The organism is Rhodococcus sp. EPR-147 (assembly GCF_001647185.1).
In the GTDB taxonomy this organism is placed as follows: domain Bacteria; phylum Actinomycetota; class Actinomycetes; order Mycobacteriales; family Mycobacteriaceae; genus Rhodococcoides.
The window spans coordinates 1-17,932 of the sequence record NZ_LVCU01000150.1 but is presented as its reverse complement, the minus strand read 5'-3'; the positions used below and the strand labels follow the sequence as shown (position 1 = coordinate 17,932).

The following is a 17,932-nucleotide window of genomic DNA, read 5'->3' as shown; positions in this document are numbered from 1 at the left end:
GAGCGTTCACCGGACCGGGTGACGGCAACGATGGCGAAGGCGAAGCGAACCGGTCGAGTGTTCGTCGACTGGAGCCAGAACAACGGCAAGAAGACGACGGTCGCCCCGTACTCGCTCCGCGGGCGAACCCTACCCACCGTCGCAGCACCACGTACGTGGGACGAGCTGGAAGCGACGGGCCTGCAACAGCTTCGGTTCGAGGAGGTACTGGAACGATTCCATGACCTGGGCGATCCACTGGCAGAATTGGACCCCACCATGGACTCGGCACCCGAAAGAAGCGCTGCCACAGACAAACTCGTCAAGTACCGCAGCATGCGCAGCGCCGACAAGACTCCCGAGCCGATACCGACCACCACCGAGCCGCAGGGCAACAACGACACCTTCGTCATTCAAGAACATCATGCCCGACGGCTGCACTACGACTTCCGACTCGAACACGACGGCGTCCTGGTGTCGTGGGCCGTCCCGAAGAACATCCCGGTCGACCCGAAGCAGAATCGACTGGCGGTACACACCGAGGACCACCCGCTCGAATACGCGACATTCTCCGGACGAATACCCAAGGGCGAGTACGGCGGCGGCGACGTCACGATCTGGGACAGCGGAACCTACGAACTCGAGAAGTGGCGAGACGACGAAGTCATCGTCGTCCTGCACGGACAGAAGGCGCGCGGGCGGTTCGCACTGATCCGCACCAAGGGCAGCCAGTGGTTGATGCACCTGATGAAAGACGCACCCGACAAGCCCGAGCCCAAGAACATCTCACCGATGCTCGCCACCGCAGGCGACATCCGCGATCTTCCGAACGACGAGTGGTCGTTCGAAGGCAAGTGGGACGGGTTCCGCATCGTCGCCGAACTCACGCACGGTTCGATGACGCTACGCACGCGAAGCGGCAACGACTACACCGAGAAATTCGGCGCACTCCAATCGTTCGCAGACGACCTTGCCGAGCACGACGCCGTCGTCGACGGGGAAGTCGTCGTGTTCGACGACAGCGGTGTCAGCAGCTTCGAGAAACTGCAGAACGCGACCCGTGACGAGATCCGGTTCATCGCGTTCGATCTGCTTCACCTCGACGGCACGTCACTGCTGCGCAAGAAGTACTCGGATCGACGACGGTTGCTCGAACTTCTCACCACCGGACTCGACTCCGTGCTGGTGCCACCGCGACTGACGGGGACCGCTGCGGATGCCATCGCCGAAAGCAGAGAGCGGGGCTGGGAAGGTGTCGTCGCCAAACGCACCGACTCCGTCTACCAACCCGGCAAGCGCGCCCACACCTGGATCAAGTTCAAGAACTGGCGAACACAGGAGATCGTCATCGGTGGGTGGCGTCGGGGACAGGGTCGCCGTTCCGGCGGGTTCGGCTCGTTACTGATGGGCATTCCCGACGGGGAGCGACTGCGCTACGTGGGACGCGTCGGAACCGGGTTCGACGACCGTGCGCTCGATACACTCGGTGCCCTCCTGGCCCCTCTCGAGGCGTCGGACAGTCCCTTCTCCTCGGTGTTGCCCCCGGCCGATCGGAACGGAGCGGTGTGGGTCGAGCCTGTACTCGTCGGCGAGGTCCGGTTCTACGAGGCCACCGAATCCGGCCATCTGCGGCATCCGAGCTGGCGCGGTCTGCGCCCGGACAAGGAACCGAAGGCAGTGCGTCAGGAATGACGAGAATGCCCCCGGTCGAATACTTGATTTCTACCGAAGAAACGAGCATAGGTAACGTTCGGTTGCCATAAAATGAGCGGATGCGTACCGTGGCGCACATCGTTTCCGGGGGAGCGTAACAAGTCACGAGTCGTCAGCTATAACGGTTTGCGGGCCGGCTCTATGGGGGCTTGCCAGATCACTGCAGCGCTCGTCGCTTCGGTTCAGGCACGGAGGGGTTTACCACATGCGGGTTCTCAAGTTGGCAGGCGCTGTCAGCATGACGGCAGTTGCAGTCCTGTGTTCGTCACTCGTCGGCGCAGGTCAGGCAGTTGCAGCGCCGTTGTATCCGACGCCTATCGCCGATGGCTTCTACTCTCCGCCTGTGGATCTCGATGCGCTCGCACCGGGCGACGTGATCTCGAGCCGCCCGATGCCCCCGCCCCCAGGATTCTTCGGCGTCGACGTGTGGCAGCTGAATTTCCGCTCCACAAATTCGGCCGGCGATCCCATCGCCGCAATAAATACCGTGTTGGTTCCGCAAAACAAAGCACCCAACGGGCCGGTGCTTTCCTACCAACACATCATCAATGCTCTCGGTCTCGAATGTGCACCTTCACAAGCGCTGTGGACGAACGACCCCAATCTCCAGATTCGTGAAGCACCCGCACTGAATGCAGTACTGCAGCGCGGCTGGACCGTCGTCATCGCCGATCACCTCGGACCCAACAGCGCCTACGGCGCCGCCAGGCTCGGCGGACAAATCGTGCTGGACAGCATTCGCGCCACTCAGCGCTTCGATCCCATCCAGGTTCAGCAGAGCCCGGTCGCGTTGGCCGGCTACTCCGGTGGTGGAATGGCCACCGCATGGGCAGCTGCGCTTCAGAACGACTACGCACCCGAGCTGAACATCGTCGGCAGCGCGAACGGTGGTGCTCCGATGAACCTCGAGCGCATGGCCCGCGATCTCGGTTTCGCCCCGCACCCCATGTTCGGTCTGGCGTTCGCTGCCGCGCTCGGAATCGAGCGCGAGTACCCCACCCGCATCCCGATCAGCTCTCAACTCAACCCGCTCGGCAAGCAGATCGAGAGCCAGATCCAGAACGGGTGCACCAACGACATCATCGCGGCAGGCGCAGGCAAGAGCGCCATGGAGGTCGCTGGCACGCTGGATCTGATCAGCAGCCCGGAAGCGATCGCCGCCGTCAACGACAACAGCGTCGAGCTGTACCCCGGCGTACCGAAGGCACCGTATTTCGAGTGGCACAGCCCCTCCGATGCGTTGATCCCGGTCAGCGCCATCGACAACACGATTGCCCGGTACTGCCGCGCCGGAGTACTGGTGACCGAGGTGAAGGTGCCCAGCAACGATCACCTGACTGCTGCAGTGCTCGGTCTTCCGCAGGCACTCGAATGGATCGACCAGCGATTCGCAGGTGTACCGGCGACGTCCACCTGCTGATCGGGACGTCCGACCCCGGCACGTGATCGACGCTTCGATGAGTCGGTTAGGCTAACCTCGCTAAGTTCCGTTGCGAGGAGACCCCATGAAGAAGTCTGTCCAGCTCGTCGTCGCCGGTGCCTCGGTTCTGGCGCTGGCCGTCGGCTGCTCGTCCACCGACGAGCCCGAACCCACCGGTAACTCCGGGAGCGCCGACGGATTCCCGGTCACCGTCGATCACCGGTTCGGTGAGACGGTCATCGACACCGAGCCCACCCGCGTCGTGACGATCGGGTTCAACGAGCAGGACTTCGCCCTCGCGCTGGGCGTCAAGCCCGTCGCGACCCGCGGCAACCTCAGCTACGACTACCGGCAGCGCCCATGGGCCCAGGAAGCGTTGGGCGGTACCGAGATTCCCGAGGTCGGCAGCACCGATCTCAACCTCGAGCAGATCGCCGCGCAGGCACCCGACCTGATCCTCGGCCCGTACTCCTTCATCGACCAGGGCCAGTACGACCAGCTCTCCGGGATGGCCCCGACGATCGCCGACATCGGCGGCTACGAGAACGTGCCCGCCGCGACGTGGCAGCAGGAGTTCGCCGTCGTCGGCGAAGCACTCGGCAAGCAGCAGGAAGCACAGGACCAGACGGCTACGCTCGAGCAGAAGTTCGCCGACACCGAGGCCGAGAATCCTCAGTTCACCGGCAAGTCACTGTCTCTCGCGTTCGTCATGGACGACGGCAGCTACCTGCTGCTCGGCAGGGACGACATCCGCGCCCTGTTCTTCACCGACCTCGGCTTCGAGATTCCCGACGCCTCCGAGACCATCAGTCCCGAAAATCTCGACCGACTCGACACCGACGTCCTCGTCATCGCCGGCCAGAGCCGCGAGCAACTGCAGGCCAACCCGATCATCGCCGCACTCGATGTCGTTCAGCAGGATCGAACCGTCTACATCGGCTCGTTCAGCACCGATCTGCCCTCGGCCCTGGGATATTCGAGTCCGCTCTCCCTGGACTACGCCATCGACGGATTCACCCCGATGCTCGCAGCGGCGACCGACGACGACCCGTCCACGGTGGTCCCGGACGCTTAGCCGGTTTGTGCGAACTGCGTCCGATGCAGCTCCTCGTAACGGCCTCCCGCTGCGAGGAGCTCGTCGTGCGTGCCCCGCTCGGCGACTCGCCCGTCCTCGATCACCAGGATCACATCGGCTGCCCTGATGGTCGAGAGCCGGTGCGCGATGACCACCGACGTCTTTCCTTCCAAGGCCTCGGCCAACGCAGCCTGCACGGCGGCCTCGGACGTCGAATCCAGTGAAGCCGTTGCCTCGTCGAGAATGACGACTCGTGGCTGCGCGATCAGCAACCGGGCGATCGTCAGGCGCTGACGCTCACCACCGGAGAGTCGGTACCCTCGCTCGCCGACAACGGTGTCCAGGCCGTCGGGCAGCGATCGCACGAGGTCGGCCAGCCGCGCCCTCGACAGCGCATCCCACAGTTCGACGTCGGTTGCCTCGGGCCGAGGCAACAACAGATTCGACCGGATGCTCTCGTGGAACAGGTGACCGTCCTGGGTCACCATTCCCACTGTGCCGCGGACGGATTCGGCCGTCAGGTCTCGCACGTCGACTCCTCCGAGTCGAACCGCACCGCCGTCGACGTCGTACAGCCGTGCGATCAACTGTGCGATCGTGGACTTGCCCGCACCGGACGTACCGACCAGCGCGACCATCTGGCCGGGTTCGGCTCGGAACGAGACGCCGTGCAGCACTTCCTCTCCCCCTCGTGAATCCAGGGTCGCGACCTCCTCGAGGGAGGCGAGCGAAACCTTGTCCGCAGACGGGTACGCGAACCGAACGTCGTCGAGCTCGACGGCCACCGGCCCCTGCGGCAGAGTCCGTGCGTCCGGCTTGTCTGCGATGAGTGGAACCAGATCGAGCACCTCGAAGACCCGCTCGAAGCTGACCAGTGCGCTCATGATCTCCACCCGAGCACTTGCCAGCGCAGTCAGCGGGGAATACAGGCGAGCCAGCAGAAGAGACAGCGCCACAACCGAACCCGGGTCGAGCGTCCCCCGCAGGGCGTAGAAGCCGCCCAGTCCGTACACCACAGCCAGGGCCAGTGCCGAGACGAGAGTCAGCGCCGTCACGAACACCGTCTGCACCATGGCGCTGCGTACACCGATGTCTCGGACGCGCTTGGCGCGCACCGCGAACTCGACCGATTCCTGTTCGGGATGACCGAACAGTTTCACCAGTGTTGCTCCCGGTGCCGAGAATCGTTCGGTCATCTGCGTACTCATCGCCGAATTGTGCGCTGCCGCTTCACGTTGCAACCGCGCGAGGCGTCGACCCATCCGGCGAGCGGGAAGCACGAACACCGGAAGCAGAATCAATGCCAGAAGCGTGATCTGCCAGGAGATCCCGATCATCACCACCAGGGTCAGCGCCAGCGTCACCAGGTTGCTGACGACCCCGGACAGCGTGGTGCTGAATGCGCGTTGCGCTCCGATGACGTCGTTGTTGAGTCGACTCACCAGCGCACCGGTGCGGGTTCGGGTGAAGAACGCGATCGGCATGCGCTGCACGTGATCGAACACCGCGGTCCGCAGATCCAGGATCAAGCTCTCACCGATGTTCGACGAGAGCCACCGATTGATCAGACCGACCACGGCGTCCACCAGAGCGATGGCCGCGATCGCCACGGCGAGCCACACCACCACTCGCAGCTCGCGCCCGTCGACGATGGCGTTGACCACCCGGCCGGCCAACACCGGCGTGGCCACGGCAAGAACGGCCAGGGCCACGCTGAGCACCAGGAACCCACCGAGGGCACGGCGATGCGGCGCAGCGAACGTCAGGATCCTGCGGGCCGTCACCTTAGAGAACGACGACTGAGTGTCCGGCCTGTTCATCGTGCGATACATCTGGTTCCAGGCGGTCATCTCCATGCTCATGTCATCAACCTCATGTCACCAACGTAGAACCTCGACATAGGTCGAGGTCAAGTGCGGATCCCCTTACCGACCTCGACTGCACCGAACTCACGCCGCCACGGTTGCGGCCGTCGGCTCCAGGGCGAGCGCGATGATGTCGGCGACGTCGGTCATCGGGCGAACATCCAACGCCTCCAACACCTCTGCGGGCACATCGTCCAGATCCGGTTCGTTGCGCGCCGGTATGAACACCGTCGTCAGGCCCGCACGCTGCGCAGCCAGCAACTTCTGCTTCACCCCGCCGATCGGCAGCACCCGACCGTTCAGGGTGACCTCACCGGTCATGCCGACATCCGAGCGCACCGGCCGTCCGGTGGCCATCGACACCAGGGCCGTCACCATCGTCACACCCGCCGACGGACCGTCCTTCGGCACCGCGCCCGCCGGAACGTGCACGTGGATGCTGCGGTCGAGAGATTCCTGCGTGACGCCGAATCGTGCTGCGTGCGAGCGCACGTAGGACAGTGCGATCTGCGCGGACTCCTTCATCACGTCGCCGAGTTGACCGGTGAGCTTGAGACCCGGATCGCCTTCGGTCGACGCAGCCTCGATGAACAGCACATCGCCGCCGAGTCCGGTGACCGCCAGACCCGTTGCCACACCCGGCACTTCGGTGCGCTCGTGCGCCTCGGGAGTGAAGCGCGGACGACCGAGGTAGGTCACCAGGTCCGGCTCGTCGATGGACAGAACCTCGGTGGTGCCCACCAACTTCGTCGCGACCTTGCGCAGCGCCTTGGCCAGCAGGCGTTCGAGCTGGCGCACTCCCGGCTCGCGGGTGTACTCGGCCGCGATCGTGCGCAGCGCGGCGTCGGTGACCGTCACCTCCTCGGATGTGATTGCCGCCCTGTCCATCTGACGAGGGAGCAGGTAGTTGCGGGCGATGACGACCTTGTCGTCCTCGGTGTAGCCGTCGATGGTCACCAGTTCCATCCGGTCGAGCAACGGGCCGGGAATCTGGTCGATCACGTTGGCGGTGGCGAGGAACACCACGTCGGACAGGTCGAGATCCAGATCGAGGTAGTGATCACGGAACGTGTGATTCTGCGCCGGGTCCAGCACCTCGAGCAGAGCGGCGCTGGGGTCGCCGCGATAGTCCGAGCCGACCTTGTCGATCTCGTCCAGCAGGACAACCGGATTCATCGATCCTGCCTCTCCGATGGCCCGCACGATCCGGCCCGGCAGCGCGCCGACGTAAGTACGACGGTGACCACGGATCTCGGCCTCGTCGCGGACGCCGCCGAGAGCGACACGTACGAACTTCCGACCGAGTGCACGTGCGACCGACTCACCGAGAGAGGTCTTGCCGACTCCGGGCGGACCTGCGAGCACCATGACGGCACCGGACCCACGCCCACCGACCGACTGCAGTCCACGTTCGGAGCGCCGGGCCCGGACGGCCAGGTATTCGACGATCCGATCCTTCACGTCGTCGAGTCCGTGGTGGTCTGCATCGAGAACCGCACGCGCCGAATCGATGTCGTTGTTGTCGGTCGTGGTGTTGTTCCACGGCAGATCCAGCACGGTATCGAGCCAGGTGCGGATCCAGCCCGACTCGGGGCTCTGATCGCTGGCCCGCTCGAGTTTGCCGACCTCACGCAGCGCCTGTTCGCGCACCTTCTCGGGTAGATCCGCGGCCTCGACGCGGCCACGGTAGTCGTCGGCACCGTCGGGCTCGTCCTCGCCGAGTTCCTTGCGGATGGCCGCCAACTGCTGACGGAGCAGGAACTCCTTCTGAGTCTTCTCCATGCCCTCGCGGACGTCACCGGAGATCTTGTCGTTGACCTCGACTTCGGCGAGATGAGCCTTGGTCCACTCGATGAGTGAGGTCAGTCGCGTTGCCACGTCCGGGGTTTCGAGAAGGTCCCGTTTCTGCACGTCGGTGAGATACGACGCGTAGCCGGCGGTATCGGCGATCGCGGCCGGATCGGTGAGCTTGTTGACCGAGTCGATCACCTGCCATGCGTCGCGGCGTTGCAACATTGCCACGACGAGCTGCTTGTATTCGGCAGCAAGGGCTTTGAGGTCATCGCCTGCGGCCTCGTCCGGTACGGGGTCGGCTTCCACCCAGAGGGCAGCGCCCGGCCCGCTGACGCCGTGGCCTATGTGGGCGCGGCGGCCGGCCTTGATGACCGCGGCCGGACGGCCGTCGGCCAAGCGTCCCATTTGCACGATCGTGGCCAGGACCCCGTATGCGGCGTAGCGGTCCTCGAGACGCGGCGCGACGAGCAGCGTGCCGTCGTTGCTCGCCTTTGCGGCGTCGACGGCGGCACGCGCTGCCTCGTCGAGTTCTACGGGCACCACCATGCCGGGCAGGACGATCGGATCGGTCAAGAACAGTACGGGGACACGAACGGTTTCGGTCACTTCTCCTCCAAAGGATTGAGCTATAGGGGCTCAACTTCGAAAGCAGTAGTGATGTTCCCGTCGAAGTCCGTTGTTCTCCGTGGGCGGAACTCCGACCGTCCTCTCCGGCTACTTCAGCGCGCTGACCAGCTTCTCCGCGAGGGGACGCGTCGATGCCGGGTTCTGACCGGTGTACAGGTTCCGGTCGACGACGACCTTCGGTGCCCACGCGTCGGTGGAGTCGAACTTCGCGCCGTTCTCGCGCAGCCGGGTCTCGAGCAACCACGGGGCCTTGTCGGCGAGACCGGCCTGGGTCTCCTCTTCGTCGGTGAATCCGGTGAGCTCGTATCCGTCGAACGCCCAGGTCCCGTCACTGCGGACGGCAGGGAGGAGAGCGGCCGGTGCGTGGCACACCGCGGACACCACCTTGTTCGAGTCGAGGAAGTCGACAACCAGGGCACCGAAGCTCTCGGAGACGGCGAGGTCCTCCATCGGGCCGTGACCGCCGGGAACGAAGACGACGTCGAAGTCCGACGCCTTCTGCTCCTCCAGCTTTGCGGGCGAGGACAGGATCGACTCGATAGAGGCGAGGTAGCTCTTCTGGTCCGCTACCTTCTCTTCGTCGCCGCCGTTGGCGTCGACCGCGAGGCTGCCCTGGTCGACGACCGGAGCCTTACCGCCAGGCGTGGCGACCGTGATGTCCCAGCCGGCATCGACGAACGTGCGATGGGACTCGACGAGCTCCTCGGCCCAGTATCCGGTGGGGTGCTTGCTTCCGTCGTTCAAGGTCCAGTGATCGGCAGCGGTTACCGCAAACAGCAAAGTAGTCATGCCCTGGGAATGCCACGAAGACCCACGATCGAAACACCTGGTCGATCACTGCTGGCCGATCGAACCGATCACCACGACGGCGTCGAACATCTCGGACTCGCGGATACTGGCTTCGAATCCCGCCTCGACCACGGTCTGCATCGTCGAATGCATCAGTGCTGCACTGGTTTCGACGAGGAGATGCCCGCCGGGGGCCAGCCAGTGCGGCGCGCCGACGGCAACGCGACGATGAATCCCGGCACCGTCCGTACCGCCGTCGAGCGCGATGTGCGGCTCGTGGATCCGCGCCTCTCGTGGCATCAGCCCGATGTCGCCGGTCGGGACGTAGGGAGCGTTGACAACGATCGCGTCGAATCTGCCGTGCAGTTCCGGCGGCAGTGCGTCGTACAGGTCGCCGCGGTGCACGTGACCGACCGGCACCGCGCCCCCGTCGGCATCGAGGTTGCGCCTGGCACACGCGACCGCCGCGGCGTCGATATCGGCGGCGTGCAATTCGGTGAGACCCTCGACCGACAGACCTATCGCCCCGGAACCGCAGCACAGGTCGAGCAGCACCGAAGGGCACAGCGCTGCAGCACATTCGACGAGAAATTCGGTGCGGCGTCGGGGAACGAACACGCCCGGTTCGACGGCGACGCGTCGACCACAGAACGACACCCACCCGACAACGTGCTCGAGCGGTTCGCCGGCGACGCGGCGTGTGAGCATCTCTTGCAGCTGGGCCGGAGTGGACGCGGACTCGGCGAGGATGCCGGCTTCCTCCTCGGCGAATACACACCCGGCTCTGCGCAGCGCGGACACCACGTCGTCGTGCTCGAGTTCCGACATCGACCGTGCCTTCCGGAGTGCTTTTCGCCCGCCTGCCCGCTCGCTGGAATACTGTAGCGCGGTATGTCGCACGAGAGGACGAACTGGGAAGCCGCAGTCCGACGGATATGCCTGGCCCTGCCCGAGACCTACGAGGAGCAGGCATGGGTCGGGACGCGCTGGCGGATTCGCGGGCGCACCTTCGCCCACGTTCTCGAAATTCTCGACGGCACCCCACCTGCATTCGCCAAGGCCGTCGGCACCGACGGCCCGGCGCACGTCCTTGTCTTCCGTTCCAGCGGAATCGAACTCGACGCACTCTCCGCCCGCGCCGGGTTCTTCGCGCCCCGATGGGGTCCCCAAATCATCGGCATGCTGCTCGACGAGTCCGTGGACCGGGCGGAACTCGGCGAGCTGATCACCGAGAGTTACTGCGATCGAGCCCCGAAAAAGCTCATCGCGCTTCTCGATCGACCGCAGCAGTAGCTCACACCAGGTGCTCGCGCGCCACCGAGACCGCAGCGACCCGGTCTCCCGCCGCGATGGCGTCGAACAGGGCTTCGTGCAGGTCCACGTCAGGCTCGGTGCCGCGTGGGGCAGTGCCGTACCTGCCGATCGATCCTGCCGACGTGGGACGCGACTACGACGCAGTCATCCGAGTGAACAGCCAATCCGGAAAGGGCAGGATCGCGTATCTGCTGTCGGTGGACCACGGCCTGGAGCTCCCCCGCAGGTTGCAGATCGACTTCGCCCGGGTGGTCCAGCACGACACCGACTCGACGGGCACCGAGAGCAGCGCGAAGGAGATCTGGACTCTGTTCGAGGACAACTACATTCGCACCGGCCGTCGCACACTGGTGGCGTGGTCGATAGATGCGGACTCCACCCTGTCGGTCACCCTCGCCGACGACGACGGCGAGCATCACCACAGCGCCGTCGGAACCGGGCCGGTCGACGCATTGGCGCAGATTCTGGGAGTCGAGGTACTCGGTCTGTCTCAGCACTCCATCGGGGACAGTAATGGAGCCTGCGGAACGACCCGAGAACACGGCTCGAACAGTGGGGCAGCGACGTACGTCGAGGTTCGTCGGGGCGGGAAGTCGGCGTGGGGAGTGGGATCGACGGGTCCGTGGTCGCCTCGTCACTGAATGCGGTTGTCGCTGCGGCGAACAATCTCGGGTAACGGCCGAGGCCTGGGTGTCAACCCAGCGATCGACCGGTCTGCTCCAGTGCTGCCTGGATGACTGCCAGCGATTTCGGACCGACACCGTGCAGTGTCTTCAGCTCGGCCGCGGGGACCCCGGCGAGATCGTCCAGGCACCGGTATCCCGCCGCGCGGAATGCCCGAGACGCGGGATTTCCGGTGCCCTTAGGAAACTCCGCATGTTCGTCGGCTTCTGCTCTACTCACGGGCAAAGTCTAAAACAGACCGGTAGCCTGGCGGCGTGCCCGAAACCAAGCAGAGACGCGTTGTCATCACCGGTGCGAACACCGGTATCGGCTACTACACCGCCTTGGAGTTGGCGAAGCGAGGCGACCACGTGACGCTCGCGTGCCGCAACAAGGACAAGGCCGATGCCGCTGCGGCCAAAATTTCGGCGGAGGCACCCGACGGAACCGTCGACACCGCCACCCTGAATCTCGCCGACCTGGCCTCGGTTCGTGAGTACGCCGCGTCGGCACCGGAGTCGATCGACGTGCTGATCAACAACGCCGGCGTCATGATGCCCGCGTTGCGGTCCGAGACGGCGGACGGGTTCGAGCTCCAGCTCGGCACCAATCATCTCGGCCACTTCGCCCTGACCGGCCTGCTGTTCCCCAAGCTCGCTGCGGACGCCAAGATCACCACCATCGCTTCCGTCGCGCACCGGCAGGGCCCCAAGCTCGATTTCGACAATCTTCAGCTCGAACGCGGGTACAACCCCCAGCGTGGGTACGCGAACTCCAAGCTTGCGAACATTCTGTTCGCGCTCGAACTCCAGCGCCGGATCGACAAGGCCGGGCTGAAGATCACCAGCAATGCCGCGCACCCAGGAATCTCGGCCACCGAGCTGTACTCGAGCCCAGACGGTTTGGGCAGCAACAAGATTCTGTCCACTCTGGCTCCGATCGGACTGAAGTTCTTTTCGCAATCTGCCAGTGCCGGAGCACGTCCCACGCTCTACGCGATCGATGTTGCGGGTGGCGGCACGTACAGCGGCCCCAAGTCCTTGTTCGAGACGCGCGGTAAGCCGGGCCCGGCGAGCATGACCAAGACCGCACAGGACCCCGCTCTTGCTGCGAAGCTGTGGGACGCCAGCGAGAAGTTGACCGGAGTCGGCTACCCGTTCTGACGGGGAATCGTCACAGGGCGGGCGCGGGCAATGCCAGTCCGCGTTCGCTCATGACGGTGCGCAATCGGTCGGGGTAATCGGTGATCAGTCCGTCGACGCCCATATCAATCAGCGCGCGCATGGTGTCGGGATCGTCGACGGTCCACGGGATCACTCGTATTCCGCGCTCGTGCGCGGAGTCCACCATGTCCTGGGTGACGTAGAGCTCGAAGTCGGGGTCGCCGACCTTCCCGCTCTGCGGGGTCCCCTGCACGGGCGAGTACGCCGACGCTCCGAACGAATCGATCGCGGCAATCGCATCTCCACCGAAATCGTCGACGTCGATTCCGCCCAGCCAGGGAGACGCACCATCCTGGCCCACCTGCAGGAAGTCACCGTTGGTCAGCGCCACCACCGGCACCTCGGGTTCGGAGTCGCGGACCAGTTTCAGTGCGCCCCAATCGAAACTCTGCACGGTGACCCGGTCCAGCATGTCTGCGTCGCGGATGGTCGCCAGAACCGTGTCGACGAACTGCTCGCGCGGAGCGGTTTCGGTGGGGCTGCCCGCCTCGACCTTGGTTTCGACGTTCAGCTTCACATCCGGCGCGTCGGCCGACTTCACCAGATCCAACACCTCGGTGAGGGTCGGCATTCGAGCGCCGGGCACGCGTCGTTGCTCCGGGTAGTCCGCGAGCGGCAGCGCACCGCAGTCGAGAGTGCGAATCTGCGCGAGTGTCAGTGTGTTCACGTACTTCCCGACGTACGGAAACTCGGGGTCCCCCGGTGTGAGCGCACGGGTGTCGACGCACTTGCTGTCCGAGACCTTGCGGTCGTGGGTGACGATCGCTATGCCGTCCTCGGTGATCTGAGTATCCAATTCTAGGGTGCTCACCCCGAGTTGCAGTGCGTTGGTGAACGATTCGATGGTGCTCTCGGTGACCAAGCCGAGTCCGCCGCGGTGCGCTTGCAGATCGAACGAGCCGAGCGGGGTCGGGTCCGCTGCCGTGTCCGTTCCGCACCCCGTCAACACCGCGAGAGGAACGCACACCAGTGGCAAGAACCGACCGAATCGCATGCTGGCCGAGGCTACGGAGGGTCGGTGTCCACCCGGGTTCCTCGCAGTGAACTCCCGGCACCATGCAGGTAGACGGAGATCGGTATTCGCAGCGTTGCAACATCTTTCGATGTTCTGTCGAGCGAGAAGGACGATCCAGTAAGCACATCCCGGACAATCTGGGCAACAGCAGGATCCAGTAAACCTCGTGGACGTCGCCTACGACCGTGATGTGCGGGTCGACTTCCACGCCCTCGTCCCGCTGGATGAATTCGCCGTCGGATGTTCGGGTCTTGACACCGATCGATTGGTCAGCAGGCTCAGTGAGTTGGGCCCTACATCGTCTCGAGCACCGTTCGATTTCCGCCGTCCGCCTTCGCCCGGTACATGAGAGAGTCCGCCGCGCGCGTGACGTCGTTGACCACGTCGACCCCTGATGTCCACGCGTCGGAATCAGGAGCGATCACGACTGCGCCTGCGCTCACTGTCACCGGTATCGGATCCGAGCAATCCGTCAGAGTGCCACTCACCTCGAGTACCAGTTCACACAGTTGTTCTTCCTCGCCGACGAGGACGGCCACGAACTCCTCGCCCCCGGTTCTCGCCACCACGCCCGACTTCCCGAGGTGACCGTGGAGACGGTCGGCAACGAGCACGATGACGGCATCACCCTGATCGTGACCGTAGCGATCGTTGACGCTCTTGAACCGATCGATGTCGACCAGAACGAGAACGAATGCCAACCGCTCACCGCGAGCGACCGACCACAGATCCTCGACGGCGTTCAGCAGTCCGCGCCTGTTCTTCATCCGTGTCAGCGGATCGATCTCGGACTGCCGTGCATCCTCGCACACCAACGACCAGGCGATCTGGGCGAAGATCGGGACACCCGACGTCGCACCTCCGGCGACGAGGACTGCGGCGATCGCATCCCACGGACCCCACAAACCCTGTACGTACGCGGCCGCCCCGATGTAGCCGATCACCAGATTGGCGAACACCAGGTGTGCGACGAGCAGCCTCGGTCCGAGAAAGAAGGTGCACATCGACCCTGTCAGCGCGAAGAGGAACGTGCCGATCAGCGCCGACGTGGGTACATCGAGAAGAATCACCGACGTGAGCCCGACGTCACCGAACACCAGGAACGCGACCACCTGCCACTTACGATCCGGCAGCGGCCCGACCAGCAACCACACGATCACAGCGAATTGCAGAACCAGGATGAAGAGTACGTAGGCAACAGGCCCCGATCCCGTCGGCCCGTTCGGCGACGCCAACATCAGGATCGACACGGCCGCGTACAAAGCCACGCAGCTCGCGAACACGACTCGGATCAATCTGTGCAGCGGACGAGTCGACTTGTGCACGAAAATCCAGTCGAAATCGTGTGGAGCAGCGAACCAATGGCGGATGACCTGAGCCGCACTGGGTTGCGGACCGAGCGGTGGAACGGTGACGCTCGAGTTCGACCTCGGTGACGAGATGGTGGTCGACCGTTTGCGGTGGCGACTCCTGGTCGCGCTGTGCACCTGCCTCGAACGTGGTCGTAGGGACGCATTCGATCGCTCGCCGTGCCGCGATACGGGCGATCGAGAGTCTTCTTGCATGGGGCTCCCTTGTGAAACGAACTGCCCAGGCCCGAAAGCGTACCGATCATAGTTTCGGCTCGCCCGAAATTTCCTGATCCGGTCTCGCCCAGCCTGCGCAGCGCTCCACGGTCACTTGCCCAACCGATGTGGACACCTGCGCTCCACAAAAAAAGGGAGACACCCACTACTGACGGCGGTCGGGGGCGACAGCAGTAGCGGGTGTCTCATTGGGCATTCGCAGCACCTCGCAAGGTGGATGGGTTCCGGATGAGAAATTCTTTCGAAGTTTTTCGTCGACCCGAGGAATAGCCTGTGACCATGCCTTTCACAGCAGCGAAGCACTACGATTTCAACGGCGACGACATCACCGGGACCCTCGATGCCCATCGATCCGACCTGGGTTCCGAGGTTCGCACCGTCGTCGAAAATCGCGTGTAGCGACGGATCGAGCATGTCCGGAACAGCCCGTGTCCACATCCGGTTGTACGAGGTGAACGCGTGAAGCAGCGAGCTCCGAGAACACAGGCAGGCATCGAATGACCATCGAGATTCTCACCCCACGCGAGGTTCCCCTCGGCGGTCCTCGCGCACTGAAGGTCCGGCGCACGCTCCCCCAGCGACAGCGTTCACTGATCGGCGCGTGGTGCTTCGCCGACCACTACGGCCCCGACACGTCGTCGATGGACGTACCGCCGCATCCGCACACCGGACTCCAGACCGTCAGCTGGCTGTTCTCCGGGGAGATCGAGCATCGCGACAGCGTCGGATCGCATGCCATGGTGCGTCCCGGAGAGCTCAATCTGATGACGGCCGGCTACGGCATCAGTCACTCCGAGACCTCCACCCCGGAGACCGAAATTCTGCACGGCATGCAACTGTGGGTGGCACTTCCGGCTCGCTCCCGCTTCACCGCACCGACTTTCGAGCACTACGTGCCGCGGACTCACACGAGCCAGGGGCTGACCGCGCGAGTATTTCTCGGCTCACTGCTCGGAGAGACCTCGCCGGTGGCCACGTTCACCCCACTCCTCGGAGTCGAGATCGTGCTCGACGCCGGGGCCCGCGTCACCCTCGACGTCGACCCGACGTTCGAGCACGGCGTCATCGTCGATCAGGGCACCGTGACGATGGACGAGACCGTCCTCGCCGCAGCCGAACTCGGCTATCGCGAACCGGGCGATTCGACGCTCGATCTGCACAATCCGAACCGAGAGCCGGTGCGGATGCTGCTGCTCGGTGGACCGCCGTTCGGGGAGCAGATCGTCATGTGGTGGAACTTCGTCGGTCGCAGCCACGAGGACGTCGTCGAGTATCGAGCCGCCTACGAGCGGGGCAGCGAGCAGTTCGGCACCGTCGAGGGGTATCCGGGATCTCGACTGCACGCACCTGCGCTACCCAACAGTCGGATGCAACCGCGCGGCTGAATTGTCCTGCTGTGCAGCACGAGCCGTGGGCAGTACCCGTTTGATGACGTCGGTGAGCGTGACGATGCCGAGGAACTGTCCCTCGGTCTCGACAACCGCGAGCTGAACGCTGCGGTTGCGCATCTGCCGTAACAACTCGTACACCGGTGTCGCTCCGTCGACCGAGTAGGCCTCCCGTGCGTAGTCGGCGGCGGGTTCTTCGGCGGCTGCCAGCAGCGTGTCACGCACGTGCACGACACCGGGCGTCGCGCCTGCGCTGTCGGTGAGCAGTACCCGCAGGTGACCGGACCGCAGCGCCGCGGCCTGCACGTCGGACACCGTGGCACCGTGCGGAACCGACGTCGCCTTGGAGTCGGGCACCGTGATCTTCTCGACGGTCAGCGTCTCGAGTTCGATCACCCGGGTGATCTGGGTTTGCAGTTCCGGTTCCAATACGCCGACCTGCGACGAGTACTCGACGAGGTTGCGGATGGTCTCGGCGTCGCGGCCGCCGACCGCAGCATTCTCGACCGGCTCCACTCCCGACCGTTGGACGAGCGTGTTGGCGATCTTGTTGACCCACACCAGGAACAGCCGAAAGGGTCGGATGAACGCCCGAGACGGCAACCCGATGATGGTGGCAGCGAGTTCGGGGTGCGCGATGGCCCAGGATTTCGGGGCCATCTCGCCGATCACCAGATGCAGGAACGTCACGAGCAACAGCGACAGTGCGAACGCGGCGGTTCCGGCCAACCATCCCGGAACCCCCCACGAGGTGAACACCGGGCCCAGCCAGGAATCGACGGCAGGCTTGGTGACGGCACCGAGGGCGAAGGTGCAGGCAGTGATGCCGAGCTGCGCGCCTGCCAGCATGATCGTCAACTCGTTCATTCCGCGCAGCGCGGCCCGCACCGATCGGCTCGTGCCTGCCTTCTCCTCCAGTCGATGCCTACGGGCACCGAGCAGCGCGAACTCGATGACGACGAAGAACGCACTCAGCGCGATGAGCAGTACCGTCACCGCAACGACGACCCACGCGTTCATCGGTCCGTGTCCTCGTCCGACTCCGCCGACGGCTCGCTGCCGTCCGGCGAGTTCTCGTGCAGTCTGATTCTCAGCTCACTCGGCACGTGCCGGTCCACCTCGAGCACCTCGACTTCCAGGGACGGACGCGGCGGTTCGTCTTCCATCAGATCGGCTCCGAACACCGCGAGATCGATACGAACGGTGTCTCCGACCTCGGGCAGATTCCCGCCCTCCGCGATGAGCAGACCTGCGAGCGTCTCGTAGTCCCCTCGCGGCAACAGCATGTCGCGACCGATGGTGCGTTCGACCTCGTCGACGTGGACGTCGCCGTCCATGAGCCACACTCCGTCTTCCTGATCGTGCACGCCGGCGATGTCCTCGTCGTCGTCGTGCTCATCGGTGATCTCGCCGACCAATTCCTCGGCGAGATCCTCGATGGTGAGCACCCCGGCGAATCCGCCGTACTCGTCGATGACGCA

17 protein-coding genes are annotated in these 17,932 nt (G+C 64.6%); 7 read left to right on the top strand and 10 right to left on the bottom strand.

Annotated features, from left to right (window positions below; all coding sequences use genetic code 11):
* The 3 genes from ligD to A2J02_RS07350 form a co-directional block, all read left to right on the top strand.
* Window positions 1-1,671: non-homologous end-joining DNA ligase (gene ligD, locus A2J02_RS07360; protein WP_068048679.1), on the top strand; the 1,671-nt coding region annotated here is incomplete at its 5' end.
* Window positions 1,672-1,897: 226 nt separating this feature from the next.
* The gene (locus tag A2J02_RS07355; protein ID WP_068048673.1) at window positions 1,898-3,112 is read left to right on the top strand and encodes a lipase family protein; all 1,215 of its coding nucleotides are present in this window, start codon (window positions 1,898-1,900) and stop codon (window positions 3,110-3,112) included.
* A gap of 85 nt (window positions 3,113-3,197) precedes the next feature.
* Window positions 3,198-4,187, top strand: coding sequence for an iron-siderophore ABC transporter substrate-binding protein (locus tag A2J02_RS07350; protein ID WP_068048671.1), 990 nt, complete (start codon window positions 3,198-3,200; stop codon window positions 4,185-4,187).
* Here A2J02_RS07350 and A2J02_RS07345 read toward each other — a convergent pair.
* The 4 genes from A2J02_RS07345 to A2J02_RS07330 all read right to left on the bottom strand — a co-directional run bounded on the left by A2J02_RS07345 (window position 4,184) and on the right by A2J02_RS07330 (window position 10,090).
* Window positions 4,184-6,049, bottom strand: coding sequence for an ABC transporter ATP-binding protein (locus tag A2J02_RS07345; protein ID WP_068048670.1), 1,866 nt, complete (start codon window positions 6,047-6,049; stop codon window positions 4,184-4,186). The two genes, A2J02_RS07350 and A2J02_RS07345, sit on opposite strands and share 4 nt — an antisense overlap.
* Before the next feature lie 87 nt (window positions 6,050-6,136).
* Window positions 6,137-8,452: an endopeptidase La gene (lon, locus tag A2J02_RS07340; protein ID WP_068048668.1), complete on the bottom strand. Its 2,316-nt coding sequence runs from the start codon at window positions 8,450-8,452 to the stop codon at window positions 6,137-6,139.
* Window positions 8,453-8,560: 108 nt separating this feature from the next.
* Window positions 8,561-9,262 (bottom strand): type 1 glutamine amidotransferase domain-containing protein, encoded by a 702-nt coding sequence (locus A2J02_RS07335; RefSeq protein ID WP_068048667.1) that lies wholly within the window; start codon window positions 9,260-9,262, stop codon window positions 8,561-8,563.
* A gap of 45 nt (window positions 9,263-9,307) precedes the next feature.
* On the bottom strand, window positions 9,308-10,090 hold the full coding sequence (locus A2J02_RS07330) for a putative protein N(5)-glutamine methyltransferase (protein ID WP_068048666.1): 783 nt from the start codon (window positions 10,088-10,090) through the stop codon (window positions 9,308-9,310).
* Window positions 10,091-10,153: 63 nt separating this feature from the next.
* On the opposite strand from A2J02_RS07330, the gene A2J02_RS07325 reads away from it, so the two are divergent.
* Window positions 10,154-10,555: an MmcQ/YjbR family DNA-binding protein gene (locus A2J02_RS07325; protein ID WP_068048665.1), complete on the top strand. Its 402-nt coding sequence runs from the start codon at window positions 10,154-10,156 to the stop codon at window positions 10,553-10,555.
* Between the two features lies 1 nt (window position 10,556).
* Here the strand turns inward: A2J02_RS07325 and A2J02_RS29025 are convergent, their stop codons facing one another.
* Entirely contained in the window at window positions 10,557-10,685 is a 129-nt protein-coding gene (locus A2J02_RS29025; protein WP_156516136.1) for an FCD domain-containing protein, read from the bottom strand.
* Between A2J02_RS29025 and A2J02_RS07320 the strand changes: the two genes are divergently transcribed.
* Entirely contained in the window at window positions 10,654-11,217 is a 564-nt protein-coding gene (locus tag A2J02_RS07320) for an alpha-isopropylmalate synthase regulatory domain-containing protein (protein WP_068048663.1), read from the top strand. The genes A2J02_RS29025 and A2J02_RS07320 overlap by 32 nt on opposite strands.
* Window positions 11,218-11,269: 52 nt before the next feature.
* Here A2J02_RS07320 and A2J02_RS07315 read toward each other — a convergent pair whose 3' ends face one another.
* Window positions 11,270-11,479, bottom strand: coding sequence for a DNA-binding protein (locus A2J02_RS07315; RefSeq protein ID WP_068048660.1), 210 nt, complete (start codon window positions 11,477-11,479; stop codon window positions 11,270-11,272).
* Window positions 11,480-11,514: 35 nt separating this feature from the next.
* Here A2J02_RS07315 and A2J02_RS07310 point away from each other — a divergent pair, with 35 nt between their 5' ends.
* On the top strand, window positions 11,515-12,402 hold the full coding sequence (locus A2J02_RS07310; RefSeq protein WP_068048657.1) for an oxidoreductase: 888 nt from the start codon (window positions 11,515-11,517) through the stop codon (window positions 12,400-12,402).
* 10 nt (window positions 12,403-12,412) lie between these two features.
* Here A2J02_RS07310 and A2J02_RS07305 read toward each other — a convergent pair whose 3' ends face one another.
* On the bottom strand, window positions 12,413-13,456 hold the full coding sequence (locus A2J02_RS07305; RefSeq protein ID WP_082898685.1) for a glycerophosphodiester phosphodiesterase family protein: 1,044 nt from the start codon (window positions 13,454-13,456) through the stop codon (window positions 12,413-12,415).
* Between the two features lie 314 nt (window positions 13,457-13,770).
* Window positions 13,771-14,745, bottom strand: a complete 975-nt coding sequence (locus A2J02_RS07300; RefSeq protein WP_197477964.1) for a GGDEF domain-containing protein — start codon at window positions 14,743-14,745, stop codon at window positions 13,771-13,773.
* An 815-nt stretch (window positions 14,746-15,560) separates the two neighbouring features.
* Here A2J02_RS07300 and A2J02_RS07295 point away from each other — a divergent pair.
* A complete protein-coding gene (locus tag A2J02_RS07295) occupies window positions 15,561-16,448 on the top strand; it encodes a pirin family protein (protein ID WP_068048654.1) in 888 nt (295 codons plus the stop codon).
* Here A2J02_RS07295 and A2J02_RS07290 read toward each other — a convergent pair.
* On the bottom strand, window positions 16,416-17,471 hold the full coding sequence (locus tag A2J02_RS07290; RefSeq protein WP_068048651.1) for a CNNM domain-containing protein: 1,056 nt from the start codon (window positions 17,469-17,471) through the stop codon (window positions 16,416-16,418). The two genes, A2J02_RS07295 and A2J02_RS07290, sit on opposite strands and share 33 nt — an antisense overlap.
* Window positions 17,468-17,932 (bottom strand): transporter associated domain-containing protein (locus A2J02_RS07285; RefSeq protein WP_331712135.1); only part of this gene is annotated, 465 nt, incomplete at its 5' end. The genes A2J02_RS07285 and A2J02_RS07290, both read right to left, overlap by 4 nt.